A 17103-nucleotide genomic window follows, 5' to 3' on the forward strand; every position below is an offset into this window, starting at 1 on the left:
GACCAGCCGCATGACGTGGTACCCGAACGGAGACTCGGTGATCCCCGACTGATCGCCCACCTTGGCGAGGGCGAAGAGCGCATTGACGAAGCGGCCGTCGAGCGTGCCGCCGCCGCGCGTCCGGCCGTCGGCGGCCACGGGAGGGAGCACCTCCACGCGGACCTCGAGGCCGGGCGTCTTGGGTCCGTCGGCCAGGGCGAGGAAGTCGTCGGGGGACTTGGCCGACGCGACGGCGGCGAGGATGCGCTCGGCGAGGCGCCGAGCTTCGACCGAAGACTTCCCCTCACCCACGAGCGCCACGGCGTGCACGGCGACGCGCAGCTCGGGGTGATCGAGCTCGAGCCAGGCCTCCTTCGTGAGCGTCGCGACCTCGGCGTCGGTGGGCGGTCCCGCGGCGACGGCCTCGGCCTGCATGCGATCGACGAGGCTCCGCGCCACCGCGGCGCGGACGCGGACGCGCACGGCGGGGCGTTCGTCGACGCCCGTCTCCGCCGCCTCCCGAGCGCCGACGGCGTCGCCCACGAGCCGCTCGAGCGCTTCGTCGCGGGAGAGGTGCGACTCGGCGGCGGTGCGGCCGACCAGCGACGCGGGGATGGAGATCGTGCCGCCCACTCGGGCCACGACGTCCCCCCCGAGCGTCGCCGTGGCGGGCGCCTCTCCGCACGCCGCGCACGCGAGAATGGCCGCGAACAGCCCGAACAGCCTGTGCGCGCCGTGGCGGAGCCTCACGCGCGCGACCCCGAGAAGCGCAGGGCCACGCGCAGGGCCAACGCGCCGGCGACGAGCCAGAGCAAGGCGCGGAGATCGGCGGCGCCCGCGAGGGCGACCCCGCCCCACCCGAGGGCCGCGCTGCCGGCGCCCGCGAAGAGCAACGCCAATGACTCGTGCGACCCCATGGTGGCGCAGGATAGCGGTCCGGCCCAGTCCCACGCAAGCCCGGAGCGCGGATTATTTCGCTATCATTTCAACAGCTTAACAACTACCTGGCGCTGAGCTCGAGCCCGAGCGCGAGTCCGCCGACGACGAGCGCCACGGCGGCCCAGCCGTAAGCGCCGCGGTGCACCTTGCGCGACCTCCCGACCTGACCGGCGACCGCGATCTCGGCGAACACCCCGAGCACCGCCATTCCGGCGAGCAGCGTGTAGAGCCGGACGAGCAGCGCGCGCTCTCTCGGCAGTGCCTCCCACCCGATCGCCTGGAGCGCCGCGGCGAACGCGACGCCCGCGACGAGGATCACGCCCCGCCATCGGGCCGAGCGCTGCCGTGGCGGCAGCCGACCGCGCTCGATCACCCGCGCGTCGTCGGCCTCGCGGCGCGGGAACGCAGGCGCCGCCAGCGTGAAGGCGAAGGCGCCCCAGCCGAGCATACCCATCACCCCCCGCACGGCGTCGAAGCGCGAGGGGCCGACCGCGGCAGGCACGAGGGCCCAGACGAGCAAGCTCGAGCCCACGAGGCCCCACAAAGAGACGTTCCGAGCGACGTGGGGCCTGTCGCGATCGATGGCGATCGCCGCCACGAGGGCGAGCGGGCCGAGGACCACGAGGATCCGCGTCTGCCACGGGACCCCTCGCGCCAAGCCGCAGCTCGCCACGGTGACGGCCCACGCGTACAACCCGGGAATGGCGGCCTGGGACGAGGGACCGAGCGACGCGAGACGCTCAGCCGGGCTCTTCACGGCGACACCTCGCCTCCGGCTCGGGGCCGCCATCGACCTTCGTTCGCCCCTTCGGGGCTCACTTCCCGGTTCATGGCGACACCTCGCCTCCGGCTCGGGGCCGCCATCGACCTTCGTTCGCCCCTTCAGGGCTCACTTCCCGGTTCATGGCGACACCTCGCCTCCGGCTCGGGGCCGCCATCGACCTTCGTTCGCCCCTTCGGGGCTCACTTCCCGGTTCATGGCGACACCTCGCCTCCGGCTCGGGGCCGCCATCGACCTTCGTTCGCCCCTTCGGGGCTCACTTCCCGGTTCATGGCGACACCTCGCCTCCGGCTCGGGGCCGCCATCGACCTTCGTTCGCCCCTTCGGGGCTCACTTCCCGGTTCACGCGGGCGCCCCTTGGCCGAGCCGACTGGCGGAGACGAGCCCGTCGGGGCCGGTGAGCTCGCGCGCCGACGACAGCCCAAGCGCGCTCCACAGGCCCTTGTCGAGCAGGTGCGAGGGGCGCACGTTCTGCAGGGCCGCGAGCATGATCTGCTTCGTGCCGGGGGTCTTCGCCTCGAGGTCGTTCAGCATCGCGCCGACGACCTTGCGCTGCAGCTGGTCTTGCGAGCCACAGAGATCGCACGGAAGCACCGGGAACTGCCGCAGCCGGGTGTACTCGGCGATGTCCTCCTCCGCGCAGTACACGAGCGGCCGTATGACCACGTGCCCCTCCCCTGAGACGAGCACCGGCGGCATCGCGGCGAGCTGCCCCGCGAAGAGCAAGTTCAAGAGGAGGGTCTGGAGGATGTCGTCCCGGTGGTGACCGAGCGCGATCTTCGTGCACCCGAGCTCGCGCGCCACGCGGTACAGGATGCCGCGGCGCAGCCTCGAGCAGAGCGAGCAGAACGTCTTCCCGGCCGGGATCTTCTCGGTGACGATGGAGTACGTGTCCTCCTTCACCATCGTGAAGTCGTGGCCCTCGGCCGCCATGTAGTCGACCAGGGTCTCGGCGGGAAACCCGGGGTGCCCCTGGTCGACGTTCACGACCTTGAGCTCGAATCGGATGGGCGCGCGGCGCTGGAGCTCGCGGAACCGGTCGAGCATCGTGTAGCTGTCTTTGCCGCCGCTCACGCACACCATGACCCGATCGCCGTCGGCGAGCATTCCGAAGTCGGTCACGGCGCGCGCGAAGGCGCGGGAGAGGCGGCGTTCGAGAGCGACGGCGTCCATGTTCCTTCAACTACCACGAGGCGCGCGGGACACGAGGCCGGCGTGCGCCCGAGCGCCAAAGACGCCCGAGGCGACCGCCGACGTCAGCCCGCGGCGAGGACGAGCTCGAGGAACGTGAGCACGCCGTGCCCGGTGCCACCCTTGGGGTTCCACGCGAACGAGCGGTCCGCCATGGCGGGGCCCGCGATGTCGCAGTGGATCCAGTTCTTCGCGTTTCCGATGAACTCGCGGAGGAACAGCGCGGCGGAGATGGAGCCGCCCCAGCGGTCGCCAGTGTGCTTCAAGTCCGCGACTTCGCTCTTCATTTGGTCGCGGAGCTCTTCCAGCAGTGGCATGCGCCACATGTTCTCGCCGGAGACCTTCACCGCCGCTTGGAACGCGGTGGCCGCCTCCTCGGTGGCGGCGTACCACCCGGAGCACGTGTTGCCGAGGGCCACCACGCAGGCGCCGGTCAGCGTCGCGTTGTCGACGAAGAGATCGGGCTCGAGCTCACGCGCGTACGCCATGGCGTCCGCCAGGACGAGGCGGCCCTCCGCGTCGGTGTTGACGATCTCGACCGACTTGCCGTCGAGGGAGCTGAAGATGTCACCCGGTCGGTAGGCCGCGCCGTCGGGCATGTTCTCGGCCGCCGCGAAGATGCCATGCACTTCGACATCGGGCTTCAGCGCCGCGATGATGTGCATGAGGCCGACGACGTTGGCGGCGCCCGACATGTCGTGCTTCATCTCGCCCATGCCGGCCCCCGGCTTGATGCTGAGACCGCCCGAGTCGAAGGTGACGCCCTTTCCGACGAACACGATGCGCTTCTTCGGCTTCGCCGGCGTCCAGCTCATGTGGACGAGGCACGGCTTGCGCTCGCTGCCCTGGCCCACGGCCTGGAGCAGCTTCATGCCGCGGCGCACGATCTCCTTGTAGTCGAAGACCTTGATGGCGAGGCCGCTGCCCTTCGCCATTTTCTCGGCGAACTCCGCGAGCGAGTCGGGGTAGATCACGTTCGGCGGCTCGTTCGACAGGTCGCGCGCGATGTTCACGCCGGCGGCGACATGCTGGGCGAGCTCGACGGAGGCCTTCATGGACGCGCTGACCTTGCCCTCCACCGCCAGCGTGACGTGGCCAAGGTCGGCCTTCGGCTTGCGGTCGCCGGTGAGGTACTTCGAGAACCGGTAAGCCCCGAGCTCGATGCCCTCGACGACGAAGCGTGCGCGCGCCTCGAGGCCGTCGGGGAGGGCCACGACGAGGCGCTTCGCCTTGTCGGCGTTGGCCGCGCGGCCGACCTTCGCCCCCACGGTGCGCAGATCGCCGTCCGTGAGCTTCTCCGGGTCCCCCAACCCGTAGATGATCACGCGATCGGCCTTCAGCTTACCGAGCGTGGGCAGCGAGACGACCTGGTCGCGCTTGCCCTTGAACTCGTCTTTCTTGATGAGCTTCGAGAGCTGACCGCCGAGCGCCTTGTCGACCGCGTCGAGGCTACCCTTGCCCTTCCGCTTCGTGCCGTCGAGCGACCACACGAAGAGCGCGAGGACGTCGGCGGATTCCTTGGTCGGATCGGTCGCGCGGAGAGTGAACTTGACGGTCATTCGAGGTCCTCGGGCTGGGCTGCGCCTTCGCGCAGAAGGGGGGCCGTCGCTATACCCGATTTCGGACCGCTCTTGTGCAGGATCGCCCGGCGCGCCGCGTCATGGCGCCGGGCGCCTCACCCGACGAGCGCCGGACGCGCGCCTCGGGTCATGCCGAGGTGGGGGACAGCGTCCGGCACGGTCGCGAACGAGCTGCGGCCTGGAACGCCGTCGACGCGCAGCGCGAGCGAGGTCGGGGCGGTCCCGAACGCCCACGCGACGCGGCACGGGAGGGAGAGCTCGACGCCGCTCACGGCGTCGGTCGCGCGCACGACGAGGCTCGCGCCGGCCTCGACCGGGACGGGCGACACCACGAACAGCGCCGCGGCAGTGACCGACCGGAGCTCAGCCGAGACGATACGGCCCGCCCCGATCAGATCGACGGTGGCGGTGGGGTTCGGGCGCGCGAGAGGCCCAGCGGTGGGCAGCTTCAGCTCGGGCGTGACCAGCTGCAACAGCGAGAGCAGCTCGATCTGCTCTGCGCCCGTGAGGGGCTCCCCCGCCAGGTCGTGGCGGGCCTTGAGACCCCAGAAGCGAACGAGGAAATCGAGCTTCTCCATCATGACGCACCTTCTTTCGAGGTCACGCGAGCCGTGCGGGGAGTTGCAGCGCCCGTGCCAGCGGCGTGTGAACCCCTCTCCGACGTTCGAGAACGCGATTCGACCTGACGGGTCGAACGCCGCGCGAGGCCAGGCCGTTCCGTGCGGCGCGCGGCCGGGCCACCAAGTGAGAGATCGCGGTGCTCGCGAGCACGGCCGAAGCCCGCCACCCGCGTCTGCGGGATCGCGCGCGCCTACGTGTGGCGCAGCAAACCTTTCCTCGCCGCGACTCGGGCGCCATGGCGCGGCCACTCACGGCTTGCGTGCGCCCCTCCTCGCGGCGAAAGTACCCGCGCATGCGTACTCTCCCTCCACGCGCCCCCCGCGCGCGGCTCGCCGGTCTGCTCGCCGCGTTCGCCGCGTTCGCCGGGCTCGCCGCGCTCGGCGCGCTCGCGGGGTGCGCGCACGGTGGACCGGCCGTGTCGCTCGCGGAGGGCCCTCGCTCGTACAACGGGAGCGAGTACGGCCAGGTGATGGACCGGTGGACGCGCTCGCACAGCCTCGTGCGCCTGCCGACCGTGGACGATCGCCTCACGGTCACGTCCACCTACGAGGGCTGGGACTTTCGCTGGTCGTACGCCATGCGCTACGCGCGCGACTACCGCCTGAGCGCGGCGGAGCGGCAGGCGCTGCTCGACGCGAGCCTTCTCGAGACGCAGACCGCTCACCGCTTTCAGATCGCGCTCTACGGGAACCTGCCGCCCCGGATGACCGACCTGACCCGTCCAAACGCCGCCTGGGTCGTCCGGCTCATTGACGATCGCGGCAACGAGACCGCGCCGATCCGCGTCGAGCAGGTGCTCCGCCCTACGGCGATCGACAAGGCGTATTTCCCTTACCTCAGCGTCTGGCGACAAATCTTCCGCGTCGACTTCCCGCGGAAGAAGGCGGACGGATCGCCGACCATCGCGACGAACGCGCGCTGGTTCGCGCTGCAGTTCTCCGGCGCTTACGGCCAAGACGTGGTCACGTGGGACCTCGTGGGGGCCGCGCCGGGGCCGGAGGCGGCTCGCTGAGCGCCTGTCGCGCGCGGGCCCGCGGAGGGGTACGCTAGGCCGCGCGTGCCCCACGACCTTGCCCCGTCTTCCCGGCTTGCCCGACCCGACCCGCTCGCCCCACGGGCCGGGCGCCACCGCGGCCCGCGCGTGGCCGCGCGTGTTCTCGTCGCGCTGCTGTGCGCGGGGGCGTCCGCGCACGCGGCGGGGCCCGTCCTGCACGAGCGGATTCCGCCCGATCCGCGCGAAGACGTGGCGCTCGCGGTCAGCCTCGACGGTGAGCTGCCCGCCGCGATCAAGACGCGGAGCGGGCTCGTCAGCGCGCCCGATCCGGTCGCCCCAGACGACACGAAGCGCCCCCCCTACGCGCCCAGCCGAGGCGCTGGCGGCGCCCCCGACGCGACGTTCACGGCCGATCGCGACACACGCAAGCCAGACACCCTGCCATACGACGAGCCGTTTCGGCCCTCGACCGCGCCGTTCAAGCGCCTCGCGGCCTACGACGCGGTCGACGACGACTTCATGCTCTTCGTGCGGAGCCCGAGGCTGACGCAGGTGTCGCTGCACAGCGGGCCGGTGATCGAGGCGGTCGAGGAGACCTTCTACGCCGACCTCGTGATCGATCTCGCGCCGGGTGACCGCTCTCGCATTCCGACGGTGGGCCCCGGCACGCGCATCGTGAAGGCGCGCGCGGGCGTGGGGAGCCAAGACGTCCCGTTTCGCGTCGTCCACGACGGCGCTGACAACTGGTTCGTGGAGGGCGACACCCCCACGCGAGCGCGCCTCGTGATGCAGCTCGCGGCGCCGCGCGCGGCGTTCGGCGGCGTGTTCGGCGAGACCACGTGGGACCACCTGCCCAAGGTCCCGCCGCTCCCACCGCGCGTAGCCGCCGCACACGAGCCGGTCGCGCGGTCCCTCGGGCTCAGCCGTGGCCTCCCACCGCACGAGAACGTGGCGCGCATGGTCGCGTACTTCCGCTCCTTCGAGGACTCGTCGGAGAGCCCGCCGCAGGTACGTGATATCTACACAGATCTCGTGCTCTCGAAGAAGGGCGTGTGCCGCCACAGAGCCTTCGGGTTCCTCATCACCTCGCTCGGCCTCGGCATTCCCACGCGCATGATCGCCAACGAGGCCCACGCCTGGGTGGAGGTCCACGACGGACAGCGCTTCGTGCGCGTCGATCTCGGCGGAGCGGGCAACATGTTGAGGGAGCCGCTGTCGACGAACGTGCCGTTCGAGCCGCCCCCTGATCCGTTCTCGTGGCCGGTGGGGGCCTCGCGGGGCGACGATCTTGGCGGGCGGGCCGCGGCGCCCGGCTCCCCTCGCGCTCAGGACCCCGACGCGGGGGCGGGCGGCGCGCTCGCCACGCCGAGCTCGAGCGCGAGCGGCGCGAGTTCGAACGGAAACGCGAACGACCCAAGCGCGAGCGGGAGCGGAAACGCGAGCGGAAGCGCGAGCCGGGACGACGACGCGCGCTCGCCCCTCGCCCATCGGCCGCGAGCGGCTGTCGCGCTGCACATCGCGGTGAGCTCGGTCTCGCGCGGAGGCCGGCTCGAGGCGTCCGGCACGGTCACCGCCGACGGCGAGCCCTGCCCCCGCGCGCCGCTCGAGCTCGTGCTGCGCGAGAAGGGCGGGCACGAGACCACGCTCGGCGCGCTGGTCACCGACGCCGAGGGGCGCTATTCGGGCGGCGTGTCTCTTCCCCGTTCGCTGCGCGTCGGCGACCACGACGTGTTCGCGCGGACCGCCGGCGACGCGCGCTGCGGCGGAGGCGCTTCGAAATGAGCGCCGCCTTCGTGCCATTCCTGTACGAGCTCCGCGCCCGGAAGGTGAAGGTCGGTCCGCAGGAGGCGGTGTCGCTCGCGAAGGCGATGATCTTCGGACTCCACGAGAGCTCGCTCGACGGGTTCTACCACGTCGCCCGCGCCATCTGCGTGCACCGGGAGACCGACCTCGACGCCTTCGACGAGGCCTTTTCGGCTCATTTCAAGGGCATTTCCGCCGCCAGCACGACGCTGCTGAAGGAGCTCGAGGACTGGCTCTCCGATCCGGTGCTCCGCAAGCAGCTCTCCGCCGAAGAGCTCGCCGCGATCGAGTCGCTCGACATGGAGGCGCTCCGCAAGCAGTTCGAGGAGCGCATGCGTGAGCAGCGCGAGCGGCACGACGGTGGCAACCGCTGGGTGGGCACGGGAGGCACGAGCCCGTTCGGAGCCCACGGCGCGCACCCCTCCGGGCTGCGGGTGGGGCCGGCCGGCGGCGGGCGGAGCGCGATGGGCGTCGCCGACGCGCGGCGCTTCCGCGGCTACCGCTCCGATCTCGTGCTCGACGTCCGCCAGATCGAGGTCGCGCTGCGCAAGCTGCGCGTGTTTCTTCGCGAGGGCCAGCAAGACGAGCTCGACATCGACGAGACCGTGCACGAGACGGCGCGCAACGCCGGCGAGCTCGAGATCGTGCTGCGGGCCCCGCGCAAGTCGCACACACGCGTGCTCCTGCTCATGGACGTCGGCGGGTCGATGGATCCCCACTCCGAGGTGGTCTCGCGCCTGTTCTCCGCCTCGAAGCGCGCCTCGAACATCCGCAGCTTGAAGACCTACTACTTCCACAACTGCGTCTACGGCCGGGTCTTCGAGACCGAGCGGTTCACCGACCCCGTGCCCGTAAAGGACGTGCTCGAGCAGTGCGGCCCCGAGTGGAAGCTCGTGCTCGTGGGAGACGCGGCCATGCACCCGACCGAGCTGCTCGGCGCGGGCGACTGGGAGTATTACTCGCGCGGAGGCGTGGAGATGCTCCCGGGCGTGCGCTGGCTCATGCGCCTCGCCGACCACTTTCGACGCGCCGTCTGGCTGAACCCCGACCCGCCCACGTACTGGCGCGGCGGCACCGCGGAGCAGATCGGGAAGGTGTTCTCGATGTTCCAGCTCACGCTGGACGGCCTCGGCGAGGCCGTGCACCACCTGTCGCGCGGGGACTCGCGCGGCAAGTAGCGCACGGCACCGCAGGTCAGGTGCCGGGCTTCTTCGGCGCTGCGCTCGGCTTCGGCGCCGGCGCGGCCGAGGGCTTCGGTGCGGCCGAGGGCTTGGGGACGGGCTTCACGGGGAGGGCCGCGGGCTTCTTCGCGCTCGCGCTCGCGCTGGGCGCGGCGCCCGGGCCGTCTTCGGGATCGCCGGTGGGCGCGGCCGTCGCGCTCGCGGTGGGCTTGGGCTTCACCGGCGCGGTGACCGCCGGCTTCGGGGGTGGCGGCGCGGGCTCCTCCTCCTGGTTCGCGTACACGATGGCCGCGATGATGCCGACGACGGTGAGGATCGTGACGACGAGAAAGAAGATTTTCCAGAACGAATACGGCGCTTTGCCAACAACCTCTCCGGTCTGCCCGTTCACCAGGAAGCGGTAGACCTTGTCGTTGTAGCGGTAGGCGGCGATCCAGACGGGCAGCAGGATGTGCTTGAACGTGACCGCCGTGTAGTTGTTTGACACGCTGAGCGAGCGGTGCGTGTCGCCGCCGATGTCACCGGCGCAGCGCCCCTCCTGCACCTGCGCCATCTTCTGCATGCCCACACCCCACGCGGGCATGAGGTCGAGCGAATAGGCCTCGGCCCGCCAGCCCGCGAGGTAGTGCGGCGCGTAGGGGATGAGCTCGCGGGTGTTGAACGAGGAGAACTTGTCGACCAGGTCGGTGGGCAGACCCTTGCCCGCGCAGACGAGCGTGTCGTCGAAGAAGTCGTTGCGCGAGCCCCAGGCGGACTCCCAGCGCGTGCGCTGCACCTGGCGCGTGCGCGTCACCGACTGACCGTTCTCGTAGGAGGTGTAGGTCTCGGTCTCGTAGTAGTACCAGCCTCGCTCGGCGGTCCAGTTCGAGTAGACGTGCGAGTCGAAGGTCCAGAAGGGCACGTAGACGCCGCCCATCTCGTGGACCTTGGCGAGCTTCGTGAGGTCGTTTGGGCGAAACCAGAGGCTCGCGAGCCACTTGCCGAAGAGGCCGTTCGCGCCCTCCTTGTTGATCTTGAACGGGACGAGGCTCTCGGGGCGAATGGCCTGGTCGTTCGTGTGGGCTTGAAGCACCTGGTGCGAGCCGCAGAACGCGCACGCCGTGGTGCGCTCGCCCTCGCCGACGTTGACCGTGGCGCCGCAGTCCTTGCAGTTGATCGTCGTGACCTGCACGCCGAGACCCTTGGCCGCCATCTGCATCCCCTGCTCGATGGGGATCTCGCGGACGCCGCCGCCCTGCTGGACGACCTGACCACCGGGCGCCTGCACGAGCTCGGGGCGGGTCTGCACGGCCTGCTGGTGCCCGCAATAGGGGCACTTCATGGCCTGGGCGCCGGCGTCGTAGTTGAGCTTGGCTCCGCACTGGGAGCAGGGGAACGATTGGGCGTCGCCGCCGGCGGGCTGGGTCATGGGTTTCCTTGGGCGGACGAGTCTACCGCAATCGAGACGGGGTGTGGTCCATCGCCTTACCGCGGCCCAGGCGGGGCGTCGGCGAGGCCGGCCACGTGCTCCTTGCCCTCCCTCACGTCGACCGACGAGCCGACGAGATCGTGGCCAATCGGCTCGTACTTGCCGCCGAGGCACCGCGCGAGGAACGCCTCGGTGAGCGCGTTGAACGACGTTTGGTTCTCCGGTCGGGCGAGGCCGTGCCCTTCGTCGGGATACACCGCGTAGGTGATCTTGGCGCCCGCGGCCTTCGCCGTGGCGACCAGCCGATCGACGTCGGCCTGTGGAACGACCCTGTCGCGCGCGCCGTGACCTACCAGCAGCGGCCGCTGGATCTTCGCCGCGTGCGTGATGGGAGAGCGCGCGGCGAGCAGCTCACGCCCCTCGGTGGTGCGCGGGTCGCCGACACGCCGGCGCATCTGCTCGAGCTCGTCGATCCAGGTCGGCGGGATGGAGCCGAGCAAGCTCTCGAGGCTCGGGGAGCCCGCGATGTCGACCCCACACGCGAACGCGGCCGGAGTGAGCGCGAGCGCGGCCAGCGTGGCGTAGCCACCGTACGCGCCGCCGACCAGCGCGGTCTTCCCCTTGACGGCGATGCCCTCCGCCTCGGCCCACGCGACCGCGTCGACGAGGTCGGCGTTCATCTTCGCGCCCCACTCGCGGTCGGCCGCGCTGACGAACCCCTTGCCGAAGCCCGTGGAGCCGCGAAAATTCACGGCGAGCACCGCGTAGCCGCGGCTCGCGAGCCACTGCGCCTCGGGCACGAGCCCCCACGAGTCGCGAGCCCAGGGGCCTGCGTGCACGACGAGCACCATCGGGAGCGGCGCCGTGGGGCGGCCGTCGTGATCGGGATCGGCGCCGCGCGGCAGCGTGAGATAGCTCACGAGGGGGAGCCCATCCCGCGAGCGGAGGACCCGCGCGTGCATCGGCTCCAGTGGCAGCGCCTCGAGCGCAGTCGAGGCAGAGAACAATAGCGTTATCGAGCGCTTAGACTCAACCCGGCGAGACCCAAGCCGCGGCCTGTCGTACCGGTAGTAGCGCGTGGGCGCGTCGGCGGCGTGCACGGCGACGAGCCAGCGGGTGTCGTCGAGGCTGCGCGTGATGATGTCGAAGCCGTCGCCGTGAGCGAGCTCGCGGAGCGCCTCGAGATCGGGCGCGAGCGCGTCGCCGACGAGGTGCCAGCGCACCTTGTCGTAGGTCGCCTGCACGGCCTGCGGCGCCTGCGTGAGCGGGTCGAGGGTGGCGCCCTCCACGTCGGCTTGCCCGTCGTCGACGAGGACGCTGGCCTGGCCGCCGGCGAGGTCGATCGAGACCAGCGAGGCGGTGTCTCGCGCGCGGCTGTCGGTGAGAAAGAGCCGCTGGCCGGCGGCGTCCACGCCGAGCACCGTGGTGGTGAGGGCGTCGTCCGCGGGCACCTTCCCGAGCGGCGCGAGCTTGCCCCCGCGGGTGGCCGCGTAGAGCTCGGAGCTCCCGTCGGGGAGGTTCCTCGTGGCCACACGCGGGCGCAGGTTCGCGTCGAGCACGAAGCTCGACATCTCCGCCTCGTTCTTGACGAGGAGCCGGCGGGCGCCCGTCACGACGTTCACCGCATAGAGGTCATGAAAGCGGGGCGCGCGGTCGTTCAGGCCGAGCACCACCTCCGCGGGGCGGAGGCGGCTACGACCCTCGATGCGCGCCTGTATGCGCGCGAACGGCGTGAGGTCCTTGTCTTCGCGGGTCGCGACGTCCACCGAGTGAACGTGGAAGTTCTCGTCGCCGCCCTCGTCGCGGCGAAAGAGCACGTGCTTGCTCGTAAAGGCCCAGGCATAGCTCCGGACGGCGCGGGTCTCGTGGGTCACCGCGACGGCGCGCGACGGTTCGAGCGCAGGCGCGACGAACACGTTGTGCACGCCCTCCACTCGCGCAATGAACGAGACCCAGGCCCCGTCGGGGCTGAGCTTCACGGCGCTCCGCTCGGGCGGGGCGAAGAAGAGGCCGCGGCGGGGCAGAGATGGATCGGGCGAGCCGGTCGCGGCGATCTCGCGCGGGGCGGGCGGCGTCGACGGGGCGGGGGCGCTGCGCGCGACGCTCGTCGGCGTGTGCGGCGGGGCGCCCGCCTCGCACGCGGCCACGGAGACGACGAGCGCGACGAGGGGCGACGAGGCGCGTGACGGTCTCATGGGTGCGTTTTACACAATTCTCGGGGCTCCGGCGCGCGGCGCGCGACCACGCCCCGGCGCGACGCGCCCGGGGCTTCGTGCTCTACTTGCACTCCCGGCGGCTCCGCGAACCATGCGACTCTTCTCTCACCTGCGTCCGCTCCCTCGCCTGGCGCCGCGCCTCGTGGCCGCGCTCGCGCTCGGAGCCTCCACGCTGTTCGCGAGCCCCGCCTTCGCCGATCGCGTCGCGGTGCTCCCGTTCCCGCCGAGCGAGCCGCGCGCCCAGTCGGCGACCGAGGCCGCGGTGGTCGCGCAGCAGCACTCCCTGCCCGCGGCGCCCGATCTGGCGCGCGGCGCCGCGGCCGTCACCGACGGGAGCGCCGACACTAGCTCGGAGTACCGCGCGTTCGGGCGGGCGGCCGCCGCCGCGTGGACCGTCCGGGGTACGGCGACCCCGCGCCCCAACGGCTACCGCCTCGAGCTCGAGGTCTGCCAGGTGGAGACAGGCCGGGTCGAGCTGCTCGCGCGCGAGGTCGACGACGTCGGCGAGGTGCCTCAGATCGGGGAGATGCTCGCGCTGTTGCTCCGTCACGAAGGGATCGCGAACGCGCGGCTGCCCTGGGAAGGCGGACCTCCCAAGGCGCCGGCCCTCCCCCCGACGCCTCCGACGCCTCCGACGCCTCCGACGCCTCCGACGCCTCCGCCGGTGGAGCACGCGTACGCGGAGGGTCGACCGCTCGCGATCGGCGCGTCTCTCGGCGTGGCGGGCGCGGTGGGACGGCCCTCCAACGCGACGGGGTCCGCGACCCTCGTGCTGCTCGGAGCGTCGGCCGCGTACCACGTGGAGTCGGCGCCTGGGCTCGAGCTCCGAGGAAACATCGAGGGCGCCGTCGCGGGGCCTGGCGCGCTCGCGATTGACGTCGGCGCGAGGTATGCGCTGCCGCTCGTGGCGTCACGGCGGCTCTTCCTGCTTCCCGACGTTGGGCTCGGCACGTTCGTGACGCTCGGCGCCCAGCGCGACGCCCGGTTCTGGGCGCGCGGCGCGGCGCTCGCGTCGCTTGGGCTGGGCGATCGCGTGGCCCTGGAGGCCGGGCCGTGGGTCGGCGTCACCCCGGGCGGGAGCGGCACGCTCGTCTTCGTGGGCGCGACCGCACGCGCGCTCGTTCGGTTCTGAACTTCGGGGTCCTGCCCAAGCGTTCCGCGTGCTAGCAGCAGCCCCGTGGACACACACGTCTCCACACACATGTCCGCACGGGCCTCCGCGCAGGTCGAGCTCCCCACGCGCCTCGCCACGCGCGCGCTGGCCGGGCGCGTGGCGCGGCGGCTCGTACCCGGCGACCTCGTGCTGCTCGAGGGCGAGCTCGGCGCGGGGAAGACGTTCTTCGCTCGCGCGCTGCTTCGCGCGCTCGGCGTCCCCGCGGCGCGAGCCATCACGAGCCCCACTTTCATCCTCGTGAACGAATACGAGGCGACGCGCGGCCCGGTGCTCCACGCGGACCTGTACCGGCTGCGCGAGTCGGCGGGGGAGGCGGGCGAGGCGCTCGCGCAGGAGGCTGCCGCGCTCGGCCTGAGAGAGCGGCGCGGTGAAGGGGCGGTGGTGCTGGTCGAGTGGTCTCGAGGCGCAGAGGAGGTGCTCGGCCCGGCGGCGCGACTGCGCGTCGCGCTCTCCATCACGGGCGCGCATGCCCGCCAGGCTACCCTCACGGGGGACCTCGCGGCGGCGCTCGGCGACGAGCGCCAATGAAAATGGAGCGCCCCGATCCGGTCATCGCGCTGGGCCTCGCGCTCGCGCTCGCGGGAGCCGGCGCGCTCCTCAGGCCGCGCGGAGGGGGAGAGCATGCCGTGGAGTCGGCGCTCGTCGCCGGCCGGGCGCGCTACGCGCTCGACCTCGGTCGCGGCGTGGTGCGCGTGGCCGACGCGCTGGGCGGCGAGTCCCTCCCGATCGAAATGGCGGTGGTCGTGGACGGCACGCTCCGGCCGCTCGCGGGCGCGACCACGGGGCCCCGGACCCGCCGCGTCGTCCAGGTGATCGCGGGCGCCGTGACCGTGAAGGTGATGGTGCGGATCGACCACGGCGTGCTGCGCGCGCGCGTGCTCGAGCCGGAGCGCCTCGCCCCCCACCGCGTGGAGCTCCGCTACGAGCTCACGGCGACCTCGCCCGTCTGGGTGCCCGGTGGCGGCGAGCTCGCGGCAGGGGCGCCGCTCCCGATGAGCGCGGCTGTGCTGGACACCGGTGCCCACCCGCTCGTCATCGCCGCGCCCCACGGCGGTCACGCGGTGCTCGTACCCCTCGCCGGGAAGCACGAGCCCGCCGATCTCGACGCCGGCGAGGCGGAACGCGGCGACGACGACGGCGACGCGGGCGCTCCTCTCGAGCTGCCCGAGGAGCCGACGTCGACGGGGCGCCTGGTCGTGACCACGGAGAGCCTCGCGCCGCCGCCGAACCCGAGCCCCACCCCGACCAGCGGCTCCCTCGACGCAGGGCGCGCGACGGCCCCCGAAGGGGGCGCTGGCCCCGACGCCGCCATGCGCTCGCTCGACGCGGGCTCGGTGCACGCCGGCGACGACGGCGACGGCGACGGCGAGGGCGAGGCGGACGACGCCATAGACGAGGCCGACGGCGACGACGCCTCGGCGCCGGACGCGTCGACCGCCCCGGGCGACGGCGGGGAGGCTCGGCCCCCGGCGCGCCCCGAGCTCGTGGTCTTCCTCGGACGCTCACCCGCGGGCCTCTACGGCCAGCTCTACAAGCTGCTCGGGCTGCCGACGGCGCGCGTCGCCGGGCGCGTAACCGGCGCCACGGGCCGGCCACTGCTCTTCGGCGTAGACGACACGGGTCGCTCGCAAGTGCGCACGCGCGTGGACGCCGACGGGCGCTTCTCGGTGGAGGTGCCGCGCTCGGTGGAGCAGTGGTTCGCGATCGAGGGCACCGCGACGAGCGCCCCGCTCCGCTACCCACCGGGCACCGAGTGGCCGCTCGTGCTCGACCTGTCGCCGGGCGGCGAGCTCGCCGTGAAGGTCACCGATCCGGACGCGCGCGGCGCGCTACCGGCGCGCGTGTGGGTGCACGGCATCGACGGCACGCTCGATCCGTCGTTCGGACCCCACTTCCGAGCTTCGGGCGCCGGTCCCCTGATCGACGCGCTCACGGGCGAGCTCGTGACGCCGCTCCCGAAGGGGCGCTACCGCGTCGAGGCCACCCACGGCCTCGAGTGGACCGTGGACGCGCGCGTCGTGGAGGTGCGCAGCGGCAAGCGCGAGCGCGTGGATCTCTCGCTCCGACACGTCGTCGCGACGCCCGGCCTGGTTGCGTGCGATCTACACGTACACGCGCGACCGAGCTTCGACTCGCAGGTCTCGGTCGAGGACCGCGTCACCACGCTCGTGACGGCCGGCGTCGAGTTCGCCGTCCCCACCGAGCACAACATCGCAGGCGACTACGGGCCCGCGATCGCGGCGCTCGGCGTGGGCCAGAGGTTCGCGAGCGTCACCGGCGTGGAGGTCACGACGTTCGGGCCGCGCTACGGGCACTTCGGGGTCTTCCCCTACCCCACCGACGTCCCGGTGCCGCCCTACAAGCAGGCGCGCGCCGGGCAAATGTTCGCCGCGGCGCGCAAGGGCGATGCGACACGGATCGTGCAGGTCAATCACCCACGAATGGGCAAGGGGATTGGCTACTTCAACATCGCCATGTACGACGCCAAGTCCGGCATCGTGCCTGGGAAGATGCGCACCGACTTCGACACGATCGAGGTCTACAACGGCTATGAGATCCAGAATCCTGCGCAGGTGGAGACGGTCCTCAAGGACTGGCTCTCGCTCCTCGCGCACGGCCGCAGGTACGCCGCCACGGGCAGCTCCGACTCGCACACCGTGCAATACAACTGGGCCGGCTACCCGCGGACCTACGCCTACCTCGACACGGCGACGGCCGGCGAGCCGGGTCACCCCGCGGACGGCAAGGCCGTGGTGGCGGCGCTGAAGGAGGGCCGCTCTCTCGTCACGAGCGGCCCCATCGTCGAGCTCTCGGTGGCGGGAGGGCGCCCGGGCGAGGAGGTGACGACCCACGACGCCTCGGTGGTCGCGCACGTGCGTGTGGTGGCCGCGCCCTGGCTCGACGTCACGAGCCTCGAGCTGATGCTCGACGGCAAGTCGGTCACGACACGCGCGATCCCCTCACGCCCCTCGAAGGTGGGCGCCGAGGAGGGCACCCTCGCGGAGGCGCAGACACGCGCGGTCCGCTTCGAGGGAGACCTCCCAGTGTCCCTGGGCCCAGGCCACCATTTCCTGGTCGCGGTGGCGCGCGGGAAGCGCAACGTAGACGACGTCCTGCCGTTCATGCCCTACGCGCCCATGGGCTTCACGAACCCGGTGTGGGTGACCGCGGGCCCCTGAGCCCACTCGCCCGATAGGCCGGAGCGGCACGACGCCGAGATCACCCGCCGCGTTGGG

The 17103-nt window shown here is 72.1% G+C and carries 14 protein-coding genes (1 of these 14 cut by a window edge); 6 read left to right on the top strand and 8 right to left on the bottom strand.

Annotated elements, in window-relative coordinates; genetic code table 11:
- The 6 genes from IPQ09_14270 to IPQ09_14295 all read right to left on the bottom strand — a co-directional run.
- Positions 1 to 729 carry the 5' portion of a peptidyl-prolyl cis-trans isomerase gene (locus IPQ09_14270; GenBank protein MBL0195365.1) on the bottom strand. 225 nt of this gene lie to the left of the window's left edge, so only the first 729 of its 954 coding nucleotides appear in the window; the start codon lies at positions 727 to 729; the stop codon falls past the left edge of the window.
- Positions 726 to 896, bottom strand: a complete 171-nt coding sequence (locus tag IPQ09_14275) for a hypothetical protein (GenBank protein MBL0195366.1) — start codon at positions 894 to 896, stop codon at positions 726 to 728. The genes IPQ09_14270 and IPQ09_14275 overlap by 4 nt, the downstream gene beginning before the upstream one ends.
- Positions 897 to 979: 83 nt before the next feature.
- Complete coding sequence (locus tag IPQ09_14280) at positions 980 to 1675, bottom strand: hypothetical protein (GenBank protein ID MBL0195367.1); 696 nt, start codon at positions 1673 to 1675, stop codon at positions 980 to 982.
- 366 nt (positions 1676 to 2041) lie between these two features.
- Complete coding sequence (gene ttcA / locus IPQ09_14285; protein ID MBL0195368.1) at positions 2042 to 2872, bottom strand: tRNA 2-thiocytidine(32) synthetase TtcA; 831 nt, start codon at positions 2870 to 2872, stop codon at positions 2042 to 2044.
- Between the two features lie 83 nt (positions 2873 to 2955).
- Positions 2956 to 4449, bottom strand: coding sequence for a leucyl aminopeptidase (locus IPQ09_14290; protein MBL0195369.1), 1494 nt, complete (start codon positions 4447 to 4449; stop codon positions 2956 to 2958).
- Between the two features lie 116 nt (positions 4450 to 4565).
- Positions 4566 to 5051, bottom strand: coding sequence for a hypothetical protein (locus IPQ09_14295; GenBank protein MBL0195370.1), 486 nt, complete (start codon positions 5049 to 5051; stop codon positions 4566 to 4568).
- 332 nt (positions 5052 to 5383) lie between these two features.
- Between IPQ09_14295 and IPQ09_14300 the strand changes: the two genes are divergently transcribed.
- The 3 genes from IPQ09_14300 to IPQ09_14310 all read left to right on the top strand — a co-directional run bounded on the left by IPQ09_14300 (position 5384) and on the right by IPQ09_14310 (position 9066).
- A complete protein-coding gene (locus IPQ09_14300; protein MBL0195371.1) occupies positions 5384 to 6103 on the top strand; it encodes a hypothetical protein in 720 nt (239 codons plus the stop codon).
- A gap of 129 nt (positions 6104 to 6232) precedes the next feature.
- Positions 6233 to 7867 carry a transglutaminase domain-containing protein gene (locus tag IPQ09_14305; GenBank protein MBL0195372.1) on the top strand — a complete coding sequence of 545 codons (1635 nt, stop codon included), beginning with the start codon at positions 6233 to 6235 and terminating at the stop codon, positions 7865 to 7867.
- A complete protein-coding gene (locus tag IPQ09_14310; GenBank protein MBL0195373.1) occupies positions 7864 to 9066 on the top strand; it encodes a VWA domain-containing protein in 1203 nt (400 codons plus the stop codon). The genes IPQ09_14305 and IPQ09_14310 overlap by 4 nt, the downstream gene beginning before the upstream one ends.
- Before the next feature lie 16 nt (positions 9067 to 9082).
- On the opposite strand, the gene IPQ09_14315 is transcribed toward IPQ09_14310, so the two are convergent.
- Positions 9083 to 10477, bottom strand: coding sequence for a hypothetical protein (locus IPQ09_14315; GenBank protein ID MBL0195374.1), 1395 nt, complete (start codon positions 10475 to 10477; stop codon positions 9083 to 9085).
- Positions 10478 to 10533: 56 nt separating this feature from the next.
- A complete protein-coding gene (locus IPQ09_14320) occupies positions 10534 to 12672 on the bottom strand; it encodes a S9 family peptidase (GenBank protein MBL0195375.1) in 2139 nt (712 codons plus the stop codon).
- Between the two features lie 112 nt (positions 12673 to 12784).
- On the opposite strand from IPQ09_14320, the gene IPQ09_14325 reads away from it, so the two are divergent.
- From IPQ09_14325 to IPQ09_14335, 3 genes are all read left to right on the top strand, one after another.
- Positions 12785 to 13825, top strand: a complete 1041-nt coding sequence (locus IPQ09_14325) for a hypothetical protein (protein ID MBL0195376.1) — start codon at positions 12785 to 12787, stop codon at positions 13823 to 13825.
- Positions 13826 to 13894: 69 nt separating this feature from the next.
- On the top strand, positions 13895 to 14395 hold the full coding sequence (gene tsaE, locus IPQ09_14330) for a tRNA (adenosine(37)-N6)-threonylcarbamoyltransferase complex ATPase subunit type 1 TsaE (protein MBL0195377.1): 501 nt from the start codon (positions 13895 to 13897) through the stop codon (positions 14393 to 14395).
- On the top strand, positions 14392 to 17046 hold the full coding sequence (locus IPQ09_14335; protein ID MBL0195378.1) for a CehA/McbA family metallohydrolase: 2655 nt from the start codon (positions 14392 to 14394) through the stop codon (positions 17044 to 17046). Before tsaE ends, IPQ09_14335 begins: the two co-directional genes overlap by 4 nt.
- The last annotated feature ends 57 nt before the right edge of the window (positions 17047 to 17103 follow it).

The organism is Myxococcales bacterium (assembly GCA_016720545.1).
In the GTDB taxonomy this organism is placed as follows: Bacteria; Myxococcota_A; Polyangia; order Polyangiales; family Polyangiaceae; genus JAAFHV01.